The following is a 15,222-nucleotide window of genomic DNA, read 5'->3' on the forward strand; positions in this document are numbered from 1 at the left end:
GATGACGGATGAGACGAAGAAAACGGGCATCCGGTGGAGCCGCGTGGTTCTGGTTGGCTCTTTGGCCCTCAACATCGTGATCCTCGGGATCGTCGGTGGCGCAGCTCTGCGATGGGATGAGGGGCGTGATCGCGCCCGTGAGGTTCAGGTGCGCGATATGAGCTTCGGCCCCTTTATGGGCGCCTTCAATCCGGAACAGCGTCGTGATCTTGGCCGCGCGTTCGCAAGGAACGCGGGTGACGCGCGCGCCGCGCGGCAAGAGGCGCAGGCGCTTTTCGAAGAAATGCTGGATGTCCTGCGGACCGAACCGTTTGACCAGAGCGCATTCGAAGGGCTGCTCTTTGACTTGCAGACCGGTTTCGCGGACCGGCAGGAGATCGGCACACGTCTGGTGGCCGAGCAAATCTCGGACATGACACCAGAAGCTCGGAGCGCCTATGCCGACCGGCTCGATGAGGCCCTGAAACGTCCGCCGCGCGCGCCCTCTTTCAAAGGGGACCACAAAGATCACGGGCCGGAAAGAGACTGAGGTAAGTCGAGGCGCTCAGTGGAAAGATTTTCACCTTATGCGGCGTAGGGGCCGAGGGTCACTTGATTGCGGCCCTCGGCTTTCGCCACATAGAGCGCGCGATCCGCGACTTCGATCAGGTGAGCGATTGGGGCGGGCGACGAGTCCGGGAGTGCGTCCCCCATCACCAGACCAATTGAGGCCGACACGGAAACAGGCGTGCCGTCGGGGGCGTGGGCCACAGGAATGGCGAAGATTTCATTGCGCAGCCGCTCAGCAACGGCGCGGGCCTCCATTAACGTCGTGCAGGGCAAACACACGAGGAATTCTTCGCCGCCGAAACGTGCGATGAGATCCATGCCGCGCAGATTGTCACGGAGCCGATGCGCCACCTCGATCAGTACGGCATCTCCGGTGCTGTGTCCGTATCTGTCATTGACGCTTTTGAAACGGTCCAGATCGATCAGCATGAGCGCGAAGGGTTGATTTCGTGTCCGTGCCTCGCGCGCGATCCGCTCCAGATGCGGCATCGCATAGCGACGGTTCGATAGGCCGGTCAGGCTGTCCTGCGTCGCGAGTTTCAGCCCCTCATCGACCGTCCGTTGGAGCATATCGCTTTCCCGCTTGCGCCGAAGCTGCATCCGGAGGCGGAGCACCATCTCTTCCGGATCGGCGCCGTGTGGGATCAGATCATTCGCTCCGAGATCAAGCGCCATGAGAGCTTCTCGACGATGCCTTTGGTCATGCACCACGATGATACCCGCATTCCGCGCGGCCTCACGGGCCCGCAGATCAGAGATCAGGCGCAACCCCTCGCGCCGGCTCGCGCGTGCAGAGATGACATAGACGTCGGCTGTTTCGCCTTTCGAAACACGCTCGAGCGCGCGATTTGCTTTCTCGAGGATAATTTCATCGTGGATGAGCCCCTTCAGCCCAGCCCGCCACATCATCGCCTCTTCGGTATTATGTCCGATGAGCATGATACGACCCGCCGTCTCAAACGCGCGCGGCGCTTCGGAAAAGCCGAGGGCGCGCGCGGTCTCCATCCGGCGCCGGAGTTCGTCAGACGTCGCGGAGGCACGCACGAGCGCGCGCACACGGGCGGTCAATGTCAGGTCGTCAATCGGTTTGATCAGGAATTCGTCTGCGCCCGCTTTCAGGGCCGAAATCTTTGCTTCGCTGTCGATGGCGGGGATGATGATGACGACAGGGATATGGGCGGTGACGGGGTTTGATTTCAGACGCGAGCAGGCCTCCAGACCGCTCATGTCACCGAGCGTCAGATCGAGAATGATGAGGTTCGGGCGCTCGCTCTCGGCGCGCTCAATCACTTCCGCGCCGCTCGCTGCCTGGCTCACATCATAGAACGCGGCAGCCAGTTTTACCTTCAGAATAATGCGGTTCGTTGGCACATTATCTGCAATGAGGATCCTGCCAGCCATTCTGTCCTCTCCGAAACGGTCGTTCTCTGTTCCCGCCACTGTCAACTTTCGCGTTACGCTGTTGCGTTTGGTTAAGAAACTGGGCCAGAAAGGTTAATAAACTGTTTCGAAGCACCGAGTGGCCCCCTGACATGAAGCAAGAAACCGCCGAAATCATCGGTATCAAAGTCCTGACATGGCTCATCTCGAAGGATGAGCTTTTCCCTGTTTTTATGGGGTCCACGGGAATTTCCGAGCAGGAGTTGCGGGAGCGTCTTGCGGCGCAGGAGACAGAGCTCTTTTCCGCTGTTCTCGATTTCGTAACGATGGATGACGCATGGGTTCAAAGCTGTGCCGAAGACACTGGTCTCGCGCCCGAAGACCCGATGCGCGCGCGACAGGCTCTGCCGGGTGGAGCAGAGATTAACTGGACCTGATATGTCAAATCCGCGCCCGGGATTGCAGCAGCCGATCCAAGCCATCCTCTTTGATAAAGACGGAACACTCATCGATTTTCAGGCGAGCTGGGGGCCGTGGGCCGTGCAGGCAATCGAGCGCATGTGTGGAGACGATCGCGACCACCAGACGCGCGTCGCAAAGGTGCTCGGGGTCGATATGGCGAACGCCTCTTTTCTGGCGGACAGCCGTGTGATCGCAGGGACGCCCGACGACGTGCTTGAGCTTCTTTCCCCCTGTTTCCCTCAGAGGACGGACGCGGAAATTCTCCGGTGGCTGGAGCCGCAGCCCGAGGATTTCAATCCTGTCGCTGTCCCGCGCCTCACGGAAGTGTGCGAATGGCTCACGGGCCGCGGTCTGTCGCTCGCTGTTGTGACCAATGACTTTGAAGTTGCAGCGAAAGATCAGCTGGTGAGTATAGGGATCGAAACGCATTTTCGTGAAGTGATCGGCTACGATAGCGGTTACGGTGGCAAACCGGCGCCGGATCCGTGCCGAGGCGCGGCGGCGCGTCTAGGGATTGCGCCGGAAGCCTGCGTGATGGTGGGCGATAGCCTCCATGATCTCGAAGCGGGCCGTGCGGCGGGTATGCTGTGCGTCGGTGTTCTGACGGGGGTGGCGACGCGTGGCGATCTCGATGCGCATGCGGATGTCGTGCTTGAGAGCATTGCTGAGTTGCCGGATTGGTTGTCCACGCTCGACTGACACTCGCTCTGGTTGCGCTTTGGCGGAAATTTCTAGAGCCTTTTGGGAATGTTGGTAATTTTTTAATTCCATATGCCTACTCCAGTCCTCGGCGAACGGGAGATGGGCATATGCACGGGATGATAAATCGCGCGATTCAGTGCTTTGTGACGGACACTTACGGCGTCCAGACCTGGCAACGTGTTACCGACAGCGCAGGGCTCGAGTTTGCCAACTTCGAGCCGATGCTCAATTATCGAGATCAACTGACGCTTGATGTGCTTGGTCAGGCTGCGCGTGAACTCAAAAAACCGGTCGAGACCTTTTTCGAGGATCTGGGCACCTATCTCGTCTCCCACCCCAACCTTGAAGCCATTCGCAGATTGCTCCGTTTTGGCGGCGAAAACTTCGTCGAATTTCTCTTCTCCCTAAATGATCTGGAAGGTCGCGCGAAACTCGCTCTGCCGGACCTCGAAGTTCCGTCGCTCAAGGTTGAGAATCTGAAGGACGGAACCTTTCGCATGACCTGCATGGGCACGATGCCGGGCGTTGGCTACGCCATGGTCGGCGTGATGCGCGCGATGGCAGATGACTACGGAGCGTTGGTCTTCCTGGAGCATGCGGGGTGGAAGGATTCCGGCGAGGAGATCATCACCATCAATCTTTTAGAGGCCACCTATTCAGAGGGACGCCAATTCGAACTGGCCGGTCGCGCGGTGGGCTGAGCAATGAACAACACGATCCTACAGCCCGAATTTCTCGACACGTTTATGCCGATGCATGTGCTCTATGATTCTGAGGGCATAATTCTGCATATCGGGCCGACGTTGGAGAAGATGCGACGCTGCGTGCCGTTCGTGGGGTCTTCTCTCAGCGACATTTTTTCCATCCATGATGATGGTCGCGGGACGGGAGAGGGCCCGGTGCCTCACCACGCGAAGCTCTACATCAAATTCAGGACGGGTATCCCGACGCAATTGAAAGGCATGGCGATGCCTGTCCGGCAGTCCGACCTGAGTGTTTTGAATCTCTCGTTCGGTATCTCCATCGTGGACGCAGTGGCGGATTATCGGTTCACGGCCGGGGATTTCGCGCACACCGATCTCGCGATCGAGATGCTGTATCTTGTCGAGGCGAAATCTGCAGTCCTTCATGAAACGAAGCAGTTGAACCTGCGTCTTCAAAGCGCCCGTTTCGCCGCTGAAGAACAGGCGAGCACAGATATGTTGACCGGACTGAGAAACCGGCGCGCGTTTGATCAGGCGTTTGAAGAATTCTTACGCCGTCGCACAACGTTCGCGCTCATGCATCTTGATCTTGATTACTTCAAATCCGTGAACGACAGCCTCGGACATGCGGCAGGGGATGCGGTTCTAAGAGAAGTCGCGAAGATCATGAATGAGGAGACGCGCGAGGAAGATGTCATCGCGAGGATCGGCGGAGATGAATTCGTCTTTCTCTTGAAAAACCTGACGTCGCCAGACCGACTTCTGAACATGGCCAGGAGATTGATCGCACGCCTTGAAGAGCCGATTCCGTTCCATGATGCGTTCTGCCGGATTTCCGGATCGGTGGGCATCGCCACAACCGAGCAATACCGCCATCCTACGGCAGAGAAGATGAGTCATGATGCCGATCTGGCGCTTTATAGCTCAAAGCGGGGAGGGCGCGCGCTGGCAACCATGTTTGATCCGGAGCTTCATTCCGGCGTTTAGGAGGCCGCCAGTGATGCAGGAAACGGCTGCGCCGAAGCCCGCACATGACAGAAATATTTTTTTTATCGAAAAACCGCTTGCGCGTAGGCGCAGCATCTCATAAATACCCGCTCACACCAAGCGCGGTCCGTTCGTCTATCGGTTAGGACGCCAGGTTTTCAACCTGGAAAGAGGGGTTCGATTCCCCTACGGACTGCCACTTTCCCCGACATTGAAGTGCTTCCTCTGCTCACAGATGTCCTGTGTGCTTCGTGCCGACCTTATGCGGACGGCACTGTGACTTCGCAAGAAACGGCATCATGGTCGGACAGGGGCTTTCCATCCGGATCAAGAGCGGACACGAGTTCAGACGTGACCGGTGATAGATCGCGCGTGGCAAACCAGTCGAGCTTCATCTTCCGCGTTGGATGCGGGGTAATCAGGCTCGGGCGTGTGGTGAAGCCGTCGGGTGTCGAGGACCAGTCGTAGCCGCGGGCCTTTGCGTTCTCGAAAAGCTCTTCGCTCTGCCAATCGAAGTCGGGCGGCCGTCGGTTGCCGGTGTTCAAGTCCCCGCCGATCAGGACGGGCATGTCCGGTGCAAAGACATCAATGGCATCGAGGAGGCGTTTGAACTGCTCTGCGCGATGCGCACTGCCCGCGTTGCTCTCGAGATGCGTGCTCACCACGCACATCCGGCCCGTTTCGGTCGGTATGATCGCCAATAGCGCCATCCGTCCGCCAACGCGAGGCTGCTCTGGGTCGGCGGCGCCGCTTTCCGGTGTGAACCAATGCCCGTGATCGTCGAGCCGGACCATCGTCACCTTCTCAAAGGGCACTTTGGACAGGATCGCGTTCCCGTGCCAGCCCAGTTCATTGAATTCATCTGTGCAAAACCCGCGCTCGGTCGGCCCGCCGAGCCCGAGTTCGTGAAACTCGACGCCGAAGGCGTAGGTCATACCTAACTCTGCCCCCATGACCTCGGTCGGATGCCGCTGAGCGGTGCGCGCCATGCCGTGGTCCACTTCGGAGAGAAGCACGACGTCGGGGCGATAGTCCGCGAGCAGTGCGGCGGAGGCCTCTGGGAAAAGGCATCGTTCAGCGTTCCATGCAACCGCACGGATCTGAGCCGGAAGAGAGGCGGCACTTGCCGTGCCGCCTGTTTGGACTGCGTTCATTGCGGGCAGAGCCGCCAAGAGTTCGCGATGCGCCTCAGCCGTCTTGGGCGCGGACATGATCCGCGCCCGTTGCGCCTCCGTGACGGGCGCGAGCTGAGAGTCCGACAGGATTACCACGCGGTCTCGCTCTGGGCCTCTACGGGGCTCTCTGCAGCGTCAGGGAGCGCTGTTACGAGCCGACGTCCCGTTTCAGGATCAAACAGGCAGAGATTGTCGACGCGGCAGGACAGGCGCATAGGGCCGGTCTGGACCGGGGTGTCTTCGGAGAGGTGCACGGTGAGGCGTTGATCATCAATGTGACCGTGCAGCAGACGGTGTGCGCCGAGCTCTTCGACCAGATCAACTTCCATCTGCAGCGGTCCTTCGGGATCGAGGCGGAGGTCTTCCGGACGAATGCCGAGTTGAACGGGGCCACGGGCGGTCGTCCAGATCGGAACGGAGAGTCCCGCGAACACCAGAACACGGTCAATCATTTCAGCGGCCAGCAGGTTCATCGGCGGTGCGCCCATGAAAGAGGCCACGAAGGTCGAGGCCGGATCGTGGTAGATCTCGGACGGTGTGCCGATCTGTTCGATCTTGCCGCCGTTCAGGACGATGATCCGGTCCGCCATGGTCATGGCTTCAACCTGATCGTGGGTGACGTAGATCGAGGTCACACCAAGACGACGCTGGAGAGCCTTGATTTCAATGCGCATTTGGTTGCGCAGTTTCGCATCGAGGTTCGACAACGGCTCATCAAAGAGGAACAGAGCCGGGTCGCGCACGATGGCACGGCCCATGGCAACGCGCTGGCGCTGGCCGCCGGAGAGCTGAGCCGGTTTGCGGTCAAGATACTCGGTGAGGTTCAAAATCGCTGCAGCCTCCTGAACCTTCGCCTCGATCACATCTTTCGGTGTCTTCCGGTTTTTGAGGCCGTAGCCGATGTTCTTGCGCACGGTCATGTGCGGGTAGAGCGCGTAGTTCTGGAACACCATCGCGATGTCGCGGTCGGCGGGGTCCAGATCGTTGACGATGCGGTCGCCAATGCTGAGGTCCCCCTCGGAGATTTCCTCAAGCCCCGCGATCATGCGCAGCAGAGTGGATTTCCCGCAACCTGAGGGGCCGACGAGGACGACGAACTCGCCGTCTTCGATGGTGAAACTTGCGGGTGTGACGGCTTCGACGCCATTCGGGTAGATTTTGCGGACGGCGTCCAAAGTGACTTGAGCCATGTGTGTGTTCCTTACTTGTCGGAGTCTGTCAGGCCCTTGACGAACCAGCTTTGGAAGAAAATGACGACGGCAACCGGCGGGATGACGGCGATGATCGCCAGCATGTTCGCACGCCCGTATTGGGGGATTTCGTTGCCTTCGAGAACTTGGACGATCTGTTTGATGCCGCGCACGAGCGTGTACATGCTCTCTTCTGTCGTCACCATTGTCGGCCAGAGATATTGGTTCCAGCCGTAGACGAACATGATGATGAACATGGCCGCGATCATGGTTTGGGAGAGCGGCACCAGAACGTCGATGAAGAATTTGACCGGCCCCGCCCCGTCGATGCGCGCGGCCTCGACCAGTTCCTCGGGCACAGAACGGAAGAACTGACGGAAGAAGAACGTTGCGGTCGCGGAGGCGATGAGCGGCACGATCAGGCCGGTGTAGGTGTTGAGCAACCCGAGCTTCTGCGTGATCTCGTAGGACGGCAGGATGCGCACTTCGAGCGGCAGCAAGAGCGTCGTGAAGATGAGCCAGAAGGCCATGGTCGCAAACCGGAGACGGAAATAGACGATCGCGTAGGCGGCCATCATGCCAATGACGATCTTGCCGACCGCGAACCCGATCCCGAGGATCAGCGAGTTCATGAGCATCGACATGCCGGAATTCTCACCGGAAAAGCCTGAGGCCTCGAACATCGCTTTGCGGAAGTTGTCGTCGAGCTCCGTGCCGATCATGAGGCTCGGACCATGGCGCATGGTTTCGATGTCGCTCGTCGTCGTGGTCTGGAGCACCATGAGAAGCGGGACGATCATAAAGAGCGCGCCTGCAATGAGGATCGCATGATCGACAACTTGGGACCACTTGACGCGCGGAAGACTCCGCGAGCGCGTGAATTTAGACGTGATATCAGCCATCTGTGTCAGCCTCAGGTGTAGTGGATGCGGCGTTCGACCATGCGGAACTGGAACACCGTAAGCGCGAGAACGAGGATCATCAGGATGACCGATTGCGCGGACGAACCGCCAAGGTCATTGCCGCGGAAGCCGTCGACATAAACCTTATAGACGAGGGTCATCGGGTTGTTGCCGGGCTCTCCCTTCACGAGGGTGTCGACCACACCGAAAGTGTCGAAGAGCGCATAGGTGATGTTGATGATCAGCAGGAAGAAACCGGTCGGCGCGAGCAGCGGGAAGGTCACATCCCAAAAGCGGCGCGTGCCGGAGCGATTGTCGATGAGTGCGGCCTCTCGGACAGCTTTGGGAATGCTTTGCAGGCCGGAGAGGAAGAAGATGAAATTCACCGGCACTTGTTTCCAAACGGACACGAGAACCATCGCGAATGCCGTATCAGAGTAATCGACGCCGAGATTGTAATCCCAACCGAGTGCGCCGAAGAGTTCGGTCAAAGGTCCCCAGCGCTGGTTGAACATCATCAGGCCGATGAAGCCCGCAACGGGCGGTGCGACGGCGTAGACCCACATGAGGAGTGTGCGGTAAGTCTTTGCGCCCCGGATGACATTGTCCGCTTTGACAGCGAGCAGAAGCGCCAGCGCGAGGGAGAAGAAGGTCACGAGGACCGTGAAGAGCAACGTGAAACGCGCGACTTTGAGATACTCAGAAGAAGCGGTCAGCGAGGTATAGTTTTCCAGACCGACGAAGGTTTGGCCGAAGCCAAACGGATCCTGCAGATAGAAGGACGATTTGATCGCGTAACCAGCGGGCCAGTAGAAAAACAACAGAATGATCGACAGCTGCGGCACAAGCAGAAGGATCGGAAGCCAACGCGTGGAAAAACCTGCACGTTTCATAATTCAGCCTTTCGTAAAAGATCCAACGGCCGCGAAAGGGCGGCCGTTGGCGGTGTTCGATGCAAGGGGTTTAGCCTTGGGTTTTTGCGAAACGCTCGAGAAGTGCGTTGCCTTCGGTTTCGATCGCTTTGAGAGCGTCTTCGACGGAGGTTTCGCCGGATAGGATGCGGCCGAATTCGCGGTTCTCGATGTCACGGATCTGAACGTAGAAACCCATGCGGTAGCCGCGGGTGTTTTCGCCGGAGGTGAGCATCAGCTGCTTGATGCCGGTTTCAGCAGCCGGGAAGCGGTCATAGTGGCCGTCTTCTTTTGCCATCTCGTAAGCAGCTTCGGTGATCGGCACATAGCCGGTTTCACGGTGCCACATGTACTGGACTTCCGAGGAGGTCAGGTAGCGGAAGAACTCGGCAGTCGCCTTGTTTTCTTCAGCGGATTTTCCGGACATTGCAAACAGAGCCGCGCCGCCGATGAAAGTCTGGTAGCCCTCTTCGGTGATGGAGGACCAGTACGGCAAGTTCGTTGCGGAGAAGGTGAACGGCAGGTCTTTCGCCATCAGGCCGCCGAAAGAGCCGGAAGAACCGATCCAAAGGCCAACTTTGCCTTCTTCGAACTGTGCCTGGTTGTCGTTCCAACCGGTGCCGTAGTAGCCGAAGTAGCCTTCGTCGAGCCACTCTTTGACGTGGGTCCAGTGCATCGCGAACTCTTCGGTGTTCACGAGGATCTTGGTGCCTTCAGCGCCGGCATAGCCGTTGTCGTTCGTGGCGAACGGCAGGTTGTGGCGGCTGAAGAAGTTTTCGGAGAATTCCCACGGCAGGTGAGACTGAACGAGCGGCACGTAACCAGCGGCTTTGAGAGCCGGAGCGGTCACGGTTTCGAATTCTTCATAGGTCACTGGCGCTTCAACACCAGCGGCTTCGAGAGCTTGCTCGTTGAAATACATCACCGGCGAGGAGGAGTTGAACGGCATGCCGATCATTTTGCCGTTGTTGTCGGCGTAGAAGTAGCGAACGCCGGAGATGTAGTCTTCGATGTCAAAGTCGACGCCGTTGTCCACGAGCAGATCCTGAACCGGAACGGTCGCACCTTTGGCACCAATCACAGTTGCGGAGCCAGCGTCGAACACTTGCATGATGTTCGGCTGTTCGTTGGCGCGGAACGCAGCGATACCAGCGGTCAGCGTTTCCTCATAGGAGCCTTTGAACACCGGCGTGATCTTGTAATCGTCTTGCGAGGCGTTGAAGTCGGTTGCGATCTGGTTGACCACGTCACCGAGGTGACCGCCCATGCCGTGCCACCAAGTGATCTCGGTTTCTGCAAATGCGGTGGTGCCCGTGAGGGCGAACGCGGCGGTGAGGGCCGCGGATTTGAGCATATCCATCAGTATCTCCGGTTTTTCTCATGCCCGTGAACGGGCGAAGGGTCTGGATTGCATCCGCCCGAGACAAGAAAGCCCAATGGCTTTGAGGCTGTGCCGGGCGACACTGGCGCCCTGATGCCGGAGATATGTGATGGTTAGGTGACGTTTTTTTATCGGTTAGACAAAACTTGAAAATCTGATCTGACAATCTTTTTCACAGCTGCCCACCTACGCAAGGCGGAGCCGTCCGCCGAAACAGCACGAGAAAACGCTCTGCAATTGCTGAGCAATCGAATGGGTATATATCGTATAATTGTAAGGGAAAAGTGGCAGTCCGTAGGGGAATCGAACCCCTCTTTCCAGGTTGAAAACCTGGCGTCCTAACCGATAGACGAACGGACCGCGCTTGGTGTGAGCGGGTATGTAGAAAAACCCGCGCGCCTCCGCAAGGGGGAATCTGCGCGTTTCGAAATATTTTTTGTCAGGCCTCTGCCGCGTCCTCGAGACGGAGCTGGGGAGACTGGCGTCCGCCCCATATGTTGACCTCCAAACGGCCCGCCAAATGGAACCGCTTTCCGCCATGCCGCTCAATCGCTGGACCGATAGGGCCATCGAATGCGCCGAAACAGATTGCATCAATGCGTGGACCTGTGCCGTCAGAAAAGCTGACTTTCAGATGGCTTTCGCCCACACGCTTCACGAAATGGATCACGCAATCGGGGAAAGCGAATCTCGGGGCGGGGGCGGAGGCGCCAAACGGGCCAGCGGCTTCCAAGCGGTTGATCAGGTCGATCTGAGCGGCACCCGGCATCAGCATCCCGTCGAGTTTGAGATCAGATGGCCCTATCTCTCCAGCGCCCTGTTTTGCGAGGAGTTCAGCGAGACGATCCATCGCGGGGACAAGGTTCTCACGCGTCACAGTGAGGCCTGCGGCCATTTTGTGGCCGCCGCCTTTGACGAGAAGTCCCTCAGCTGCGAGCCTTTGAATGGATGCGCCGAGATCAACGCCGGACACGGAACGTCCGGATCCTTTCCCGATCCCGTCTTCATCGAAGCCGATCACAACAGACGGGCGGTTCGTGGCCTCTTTCAGACGCGAAGCGACGATGCCCACAACGCCGGGATGCCAGCCGTCTCCAGCGGCCCAGATGAGCGGTGCGTTTTCTCCGAGGGATTCGGCCTGCGCGAGTGCTTCGACCCGCACGTTGTTTTCAATCTCTCGCCGTTCGGTGTTGAGCGCATCGAGTCGTTCCGCGAGGGCCTGCGCCTCATTCGGGTCTTCGGTCGAGAGGAGGCGTGCGCCGAGGTCAGCGGCCCCGATCCGTCCGCCCGCATTGATGCGTGGGCCAAGAAGGAAGCCGAGAGAATAGGACGTTGGGGCGGTGTCCATGCGTGCGACATCGGCCAGCGCACGGAGGCCGATCCTGCCGCGACGCGCCATGATCTTGAGACCCTGACGCACGAGGGCGCGGTTCACGCCGATCAGGGGTGCGACGTCCGCAACTGTCGCGAGTGCGACGAGATCGAGCATCGCCATCAGGTCCGGCCCACGCACGTCTTCCGCGCGTAGTTGGCGTCCCGCTTCGACGAGCATGAGGAAGACGACGGAGGCCGCGCAAAGGTGTGCGAGATCGCCGCTTTCGTCCTGACGGTTTGGATTCACAACCGCGACACACTCGGGCAGGGTTTCGCCGCCGAGGTGGTGGTCTAGAACGATCACATCGGCGCCGACAGCGGCCGCAATTGCGTCGTGTGAGAGCGTCCCGCAGTCAACGCAGATAATCAGGTCGTGATCCTTTGCGAGATCCGCCATCGCGGGCTCGTTGGGGCCGTAGCCCTCATCAATCCGGTCAGGAATGTAGAGCGTTGCGGGCCGTCCCATCTGACGTAGCCATGTGATCAGGAGTGCCGCTGAGGTGCCGCCATCGACATCGTAATCCGCGAAGACAGCAATCTTTTCACCGGCTTTAACCCCGCGCAGAAACCTCTCCGCCGCCGTTCCCATGTCCTTGAGCGACAGCGGGTCCGGCAACAGGTCTTTCAGCTTCGGTTCGAGAAAGCTCTCTGCCTCCGACGGTTCTACTCCCCGCCGCGCGAGCGTTTGGCAGAGTGCGAGAGGCAAACCGGTCTGTTGGACGAGGAACTCGGCCTGACGGATCAGGTCAGTGCTTGGGCCAACCCATCGGCGACCTGTGAGAGAGGCGGAAACATCGAGGAAATCACGCATGGGAGATGTATCTCTCACCTTTGGTGTCGATGCAATTCAATTGGGTCCTCAAATGGCAAACGGCTCCCCGAGTGGAGAGCCGTCTTAATATCTTTAGCGTTTTATTGGAAAGCGGATCAGGCTTTCTTCTTCGTCGGGTTGCGATAGGTCATGCGACGGATGGAGCCGGTTTTGGAGCGCATAAGGATCGTTTCCGTCGTCAGGTAGCCCGGCTCACGCTTGATGCCGTCGACGATGGAGCCGTTGGTCACGCCGGTTGCGGCAAAGATCACGTCTGAGGTGACGAGTTCGTCGCGGGAGTAGATTTTGTCGAGGTCGGTGATGCCGGCTTTCGCAGCGCGGCCACGCTCGTCGTCGTTGCGGAACAACAGGCGGCCCCACATCTGGCCACCCATGCACTTGAGCGCGGATGCGGCGAGCACGCCTTCAGGCGCACCGCCGGAGCCCATGTACATGTCGATGCCGGTGGATGCTTCGGCGCAGTGGATGACGCCCGCCACGTCACCGTCAGTGATGAGGCGGATCGCGCAGCCGGTTTTGCGCAGTTCCGCGATCATGTCTTCATGGCGAGGACGGTCGAGGATGCAGAGAGTGATTTCTTTCGGAGCAACGCCTTTCGCCTTTGCGAGGGCTTCGACGCGCTCGGTCGGGGTCATGTCGAGGGAGACGACATCGGTCGGGTAGCCCGGGCCGATAGCGAGTTTGTCCATATACACGTCCGGTGCGTGGAGGAGCGTGCCGCGTGGGGCCATTGCGATGACGGTCAGCGCGTTCGGCATGTCGAGCGCGGTGAGGGTCGTGCCTTCGAGCGGGTCAAGTGCGATGTCCACAGCCGGACCGTTCCCGTTGCCGACGTTCTCGCCGATGTAGAGCATCGGAGCTTCGTCGCGTTCTCCTTCGCCGATCACCACAACGCCTTGGATGTCGAGAGAGTTGAGCTGTTCGCGCATTGCGTTCACAGCGGCCTGGTCTGCGGCTTTCTCATCCCCGTGGCCGACGTAGTCGGCGGAGGCGATGGCGGCCTGTTCTGCAACACGGGCGAGGCCGAGAGAGAGCATACGATCGTAGAAGGTGGGCGTTTGCGACATGGTAGTTTTGGTCCCTTTTGCGCGGACGGAAGTAATTACCCCTCTTCCTGACCATATGTTCCGCGCTCGGGCAAGGGTGAGGGTGGTGCCGCAGCGCTAACATCAATTTTTTAGCGCTAACATTGCGTGATTTGAGGGATTTGTAACAAATTGGTTTCGGCGCGGGATCGGACTGTGCTGTTCGGAAAGGAAAAGAGCGCTGCTCCTTTTGGGGGCAGCGCTCTTTCTGATCTTGTGATTTCGAGCGTCTTCTCAGACGTGCTCAATGCGGATCGCAACAGGTTCGGACGCAAGCACGTTCGTCGCTTTCATTCCGTCGAGCGCTGCATCCAGAGAGGCGCGCGATGTGGCGTCTGTGACGATCAGCACCGGTGCGACATCGGGGTCTGCGTCCTGACCGTATTGGCGCATACGGTCGATAGAGACGCCCGCATCACCAAGAGCCGCTGCGATCTTTGCGAGAGCGCCCGGTTTGTCGAGCAGCGACATGCGCAGGTAGAACGGCGCCGGGGTCGCGGCGACAGCGGGGGTTGCTTTTTCGAGTGCATCCGCAGGCACGCCGAAGGTCGGCACGCGAATGCCGCGGGCGATGTCCATGACGTCGGACATCACAGCGGAAGCAGTCGGGCCTTCGCCAGCGCCTGCACCGCGCAGAACGATCTGACCCACTTCGTCGCCTTCCAGCACGGTCATGTTTGTTGCGTTTTCCAACTGACCAAGCGGCGAGAGCGCAGGAACGAGGCAAGGTGTCATGCGCTGCTCCAGCCCGCGACCGGTCATCTGGGCAACGCCAAGAAGCTTGATGCGGTAGCCCATGTCTGCGGCGTGGCGAATGTCTTCGATGGTGATCCGCTCGATCCCTTCGAGCACCATGTTGTCAAAATCGACCTGCGTGCCAAAGCCGATGGACGCCAGAATGGCCAGCTTATGCCCCGCGTCGATCCCGCCCACGTCGAGCGTCGGATCGGCTTCAAGGTAACCGAGGGCTTTCGCGGCCTCAAACACTTCTTCGTAGGCGAGGCCTTCGTTTTCCATGCGGGTCAGGATGTAGTTACAGGTGCCGTTCATGACGCCCATGATGCGCTCGATCCGGTTGCCTGCGAGGCCCTCGGTAAGAGCCTTGATCACAGGGATGCCGCCTGCCACAGCGGCTTCGAACCGGAGCGCAGCTCCTTTGGCCTCTGCCTTTTCAGCGAGCGCCTGACCGTGATGGGCGAGCATGGCTTTGTTCGCGGTCACGACATCTTTGCCAGCCGCGAGTGCGGCCTCGGTCGCGGCTTTTGCAGGGCCATCAGAACCGCCCATCAACTCGACGAACAGATCAACGTCATCTCGGACGGCGAGGGCAACAGGATCATCTTCCCAAGCGAAACCCGAAATATCGACGCCGCGATCCTTGTCACGCGACCGTGCGGAAACCGCCGTAATCACCACCGGGCGACCGGCGCGTTGTGCCAGGAGGTTCGCTTTGCGCTGAACGATTTTGATCACACCCGTGCCAACGGTGCCCAGACCTGCAATGCCGATGCGCAGGGGGGATTGGGAAGACGGTGACTTGGACATGGAGGTGCTCCGCAGGTAACAGATTTGCACGCCCTGATAGCCT

Annotated in this window: 14 protein-coding genes and 2 tRNA genes; 6 read left to right on the forward strand and 10 right to left on the reverse strand. The window is 59.2% G+C overall.

What is annotated here, in order from left to right; translation table 11 throughout:
- Position 1: 1 nt before the first annotated feature.
- Complete coding sequence (locus tag LA304_RS05785; RefSeq protein WP_224502162.1) at positions 2–529, forward strand: periplasmic heavy metal sensor; 528 nt, start codon at positions 2–4, stop codon at positions 527–529.
- A gap of 35 nt (positions 530–564) precedes the next feature.
- Here the strand turns inward: LA304_RS05785 and LA304_RS05790 are convergent, their stop codons facing one another.
- Entirely contained in the window at positions 565–1,950 is a 1,386-nt protein-coding gene (locus tag LA304_RS05790) for a diguanylate cyclase (protein ID WP_224502163.1), read from the reverse strand.
- Positions 1,951–2,081: 131 nt separating this feature from the next.
- On the opposite strand from LA304_RS05790, the gene LA304_RS05795 reads away from it, so the two are divergent.
- The 5 genes from LA304_RS05795 to LA304_RS05815 all read left to right on the forward strand — a co-directional run bounded on the left by LA304_RS05795 (position 2,082) and on the right by LA304_RS05815 (position 4,983).
- Positions 2,082–2,366: a DUF3572 domain-containing protein gene (locus LA304_RS05795; protein ID WP_224502164.1), complete on the forward strand. Its 285-nt coding sequence runs from the start codon at positions 2,082–2,084 to the stop codon at positions 2,364–2,366.
- Position 2,367: 1 nt separating this feature from the next.
- A complete protein-coding gene (locus LA304_RS05800; protein WP_224502165.1) occupies positions 2,368–3,090 on the forward strand; it encodes an HAD family hydrolase in 723 nt (240 codons plus the stop codon).
- A gap of 119 nt (positions 3,091–3,209) precedes the next feature.
- Positions 3,210–3,794, forward strand: a complete 585-nt coding sequence (locus LA304_RS05805; RefSeq protein WP_318010678.1) for a heme NO-binding domain-containing protein — start codon at positions 3,210–3,212, stop codon at positions 3,792–3,794.
- A gap of 3 nt (positions 3,795–3,797) precedes the next feature.
- The gene (locus LA304_RS05810) at positions 3,798–4,784 is read left to right on the forward strand and encodes a GGDEF domain-containing protein (RefSeq protein ID WP_224502167.1); all 987 of its coding nucleotides are present in this window, start codon (positions 3,798–3,800) and stop codon (positions 4,782–4,784) included.
- Between the two features lie 124 nt (positions 4,785–4,908).
- Positions 4,909–4,983 (forward strand) — tRNA-Glu (locus LA304_RS05815).
- A 61-nt stretch (positions 4,984–5,044) separates the two neighbouring features.
- Here LA304_RS05815 and LA304_RS05820 read toward each other — a convergent pair.
- The 9 genes from LA304_RS05820 to LA304_RS05860 all read right to left on the reverse strand — a co-directional run bounded on the left by LA304_RS05820 (position 5,045) and on the right by LA304_RS05860 (position 15,179).
- Entirely contained in the window at positions 5,045–5,995 is a 951-nt protein-coding gene (locus LA304_RS05820) for an endonuclease/exonuclease/phosphatase family protein (protein WP_224502168.1), read from the reverse strand.
- A 53-nt stretch (positions 5,996–6,048) separates the two neighbouring features.
- Positions 6,049–7,149, reverse strand: a complete 1,101-nt coding sequence (locus LA304_RS05825; RefSeq protein WP_224502169.1) for an ABC transporter ATP-binding protein — start codon at positions 7,147–7,149, stop codon at positions 6,049–6,051.
- A gap of 11 nt (positions 7,150–7,160) precedes the next feature.
- Positions 7,161–8,051, reverse strand: a complete 891-nt coding sequence (locus LA304_RS05830) for an ABC transporter permease subunit (protein WP_224502170.1) — start codon at positions 8,049–8,051, stop codon at positions 7,161–7,163.
- An 11-nt stretch (positions 8,052–8,062) separates the two neighbouring features.
- Entirely contained in the window at positions 8,063–8,944 is an 882-nt protein-coding gene (locus tag LA304_RS05835; RefSeq protein ID WP_224502171.1) for an ABC transporter permease subunit, read from the reverse strand.
- Between the two features lie 70 nt (positions 8,945–9,014).
- Complete coding sequence (locus tag LA304_RS05840; protein ID WP_224502172.1) at positions 9,015–10,322, reverse strand: extracellular solute-binding protein; 1,308 nt, start codon at positions 10,320–10,322, stop codon at positions 9,015–9,017.
- 306 nt (positions 10,323–10,628) lie between these two features.
- Positions 10,629–10,703 (reverse strand) — tRNA-Glu (locus LA304_RS05845).
- Between the two features lie 79 nt (positions 10,704–10,782).
- Positions 10,783–12,528, reverse strand: coding sequence for a single-stranded-DNA-specific exonuclease RecJ (gene recJ / locus LA304_RS05850; RefSeq protein WP_224502173.1), 1,746 nt, complete (start codon positions 12,526–12,528; stop codon positions 10,783–10,785).
- Between the two features lie 116 nt (positions 12,529–12,644).
- On the reverse strand, positions 12,645–13,616 hold the full coding sequence (gene glpX, locus LA304_RS05855; protein WP_224502174.1) for a class II fructose-bisphosphatase: 972 nt from the start codon (positions 13,614–13,616) through the stop codon (positions 12,645–12,647).
- Between the two features lie 252 nt (positions 13,617–13,868).
- On the reverse strand, positions 13,869–15,179 hold the full coding sequence (locus LA304_RS05860; RefSeq protein ID WP_224502175.1) for a homoserine dehydrogenase: 1,311 nt from the start codon (positions 15,177–15,179) through the stop codon (positions 13,869–13,871).
- Positions 15,180–15,222 lie beyond the last annotated feature (43 nt).

Source organism: Celeribacter litoreus (genome assembly GCF_020165855.1).
Taxonomy (GTDB): domain Bacteria; phylum Pseudomonadota; class Alphaproteobacteria; order Rhodobacterales; family Rhodobacteraceae; genus Celeribacter; species Celeribacter litoreus.

Excerpts from the sequence above, each read along its gene's own strand:
- LA304_RS05785 (WP_224502162.1), top strand. The coding sequence starts at position 2 with ATGACGGATGAGACGAAGAAAACGGGCATCCGGTGGAGCCGCGTGGTT.
- LA304_RS05790 (WP_224502163.1), bottom strand. The coding sequence starts at position 1,950 with ATGGCTGGCAGGATCCTCATTGCAGATAATGTGCCAACGAACCGCATT.
- LA304_RS05795 (WP_224502164.1), top strand. The coding sequence starts at position 2,082 with ATGAAGCAAGAAACCGCCGAAATCATCGGTATCAAAGTCCTGACATGG.
- LA304_RS05800 (WP_224502165.1), top strand. The coding sequence starts at position 2,368 with ATGTCAAATCCGCGCCCGGGATTGCAGCAGCCGATCCAAGCCATCCTC.
- LA304_RS05805 (WP_318010678.1), top strand. The coding sequence starts at position 3,210 with ATGATAAATCGCGCGATTCAGTGCTTTGTGACGGACACTTACGGCGTC.
- LA304_RS05810 (WP_224502167.1), top strand. The coding sequence starts at position 3,798 with ATGAACAACACGATCCTACAGCCCGAATTTCTCGACACGTTTATGCCG.
- LA304_RS05820 (WP_224502168.1), bottom strand. The coding sequence starts at position 5,995 with ATGTCCGCGCCCAAGACGGCTGAGGCGCATCGCGAACTCTTGGCGGCT.
- LA304_RS05825 (WP_224502169.1), bottom strand. The coding sequence starts at position 7,149 with ATGGCTCAAGTCACTTTGGACGCCGTCCGCAAAATCTACCCGAATGGC.
- LA304_RS05830 (WP_224502170.1), bottom strand. The coding sequence starts at position 8,051 with ATGGCTGATATCACGTCTAAATTCACGCGCTCGCGGAGTCTTCCGCGC.
- LA304_RS05835 (WP_224502171.1), bottom strand. The coding sequence starts at position 8,944 with ATGAAACGTGCAGGTTTTTCCACGCGTTGGCTTCCGATCCTTCTGCTT.
- LA304_RS05840 (WP_224502172.1), bottom strand. The coding sequence starts at position 10,322 with ATGGATATGCTCAAATCCGCGGCCCTCACCGCCGCGTTCGCCCTCACG.
- recJ (WP_224502173.1), bottom strand. The coding sequence starts at position 12,528 with ATGCGTGATTTCCTCGATGTTTCCGCCTCTCTCACAGGTCGCCGATGG.
- glpX (WP_224502174.1), bottom strand. The coding sequence starts at position 13,616 with ATGTCGCAAACGCCCACCTTCTACGATCGTATGCTCTCTCTCGGCCTC.
- LA304_RS05860 (WP_224502175.1), bottom strand. The coding sequence starts at position 15,179 with ATGTCCAAGTCACCGTCTTCCCAATCCCCCCTGCGCATCGGCATTGCA.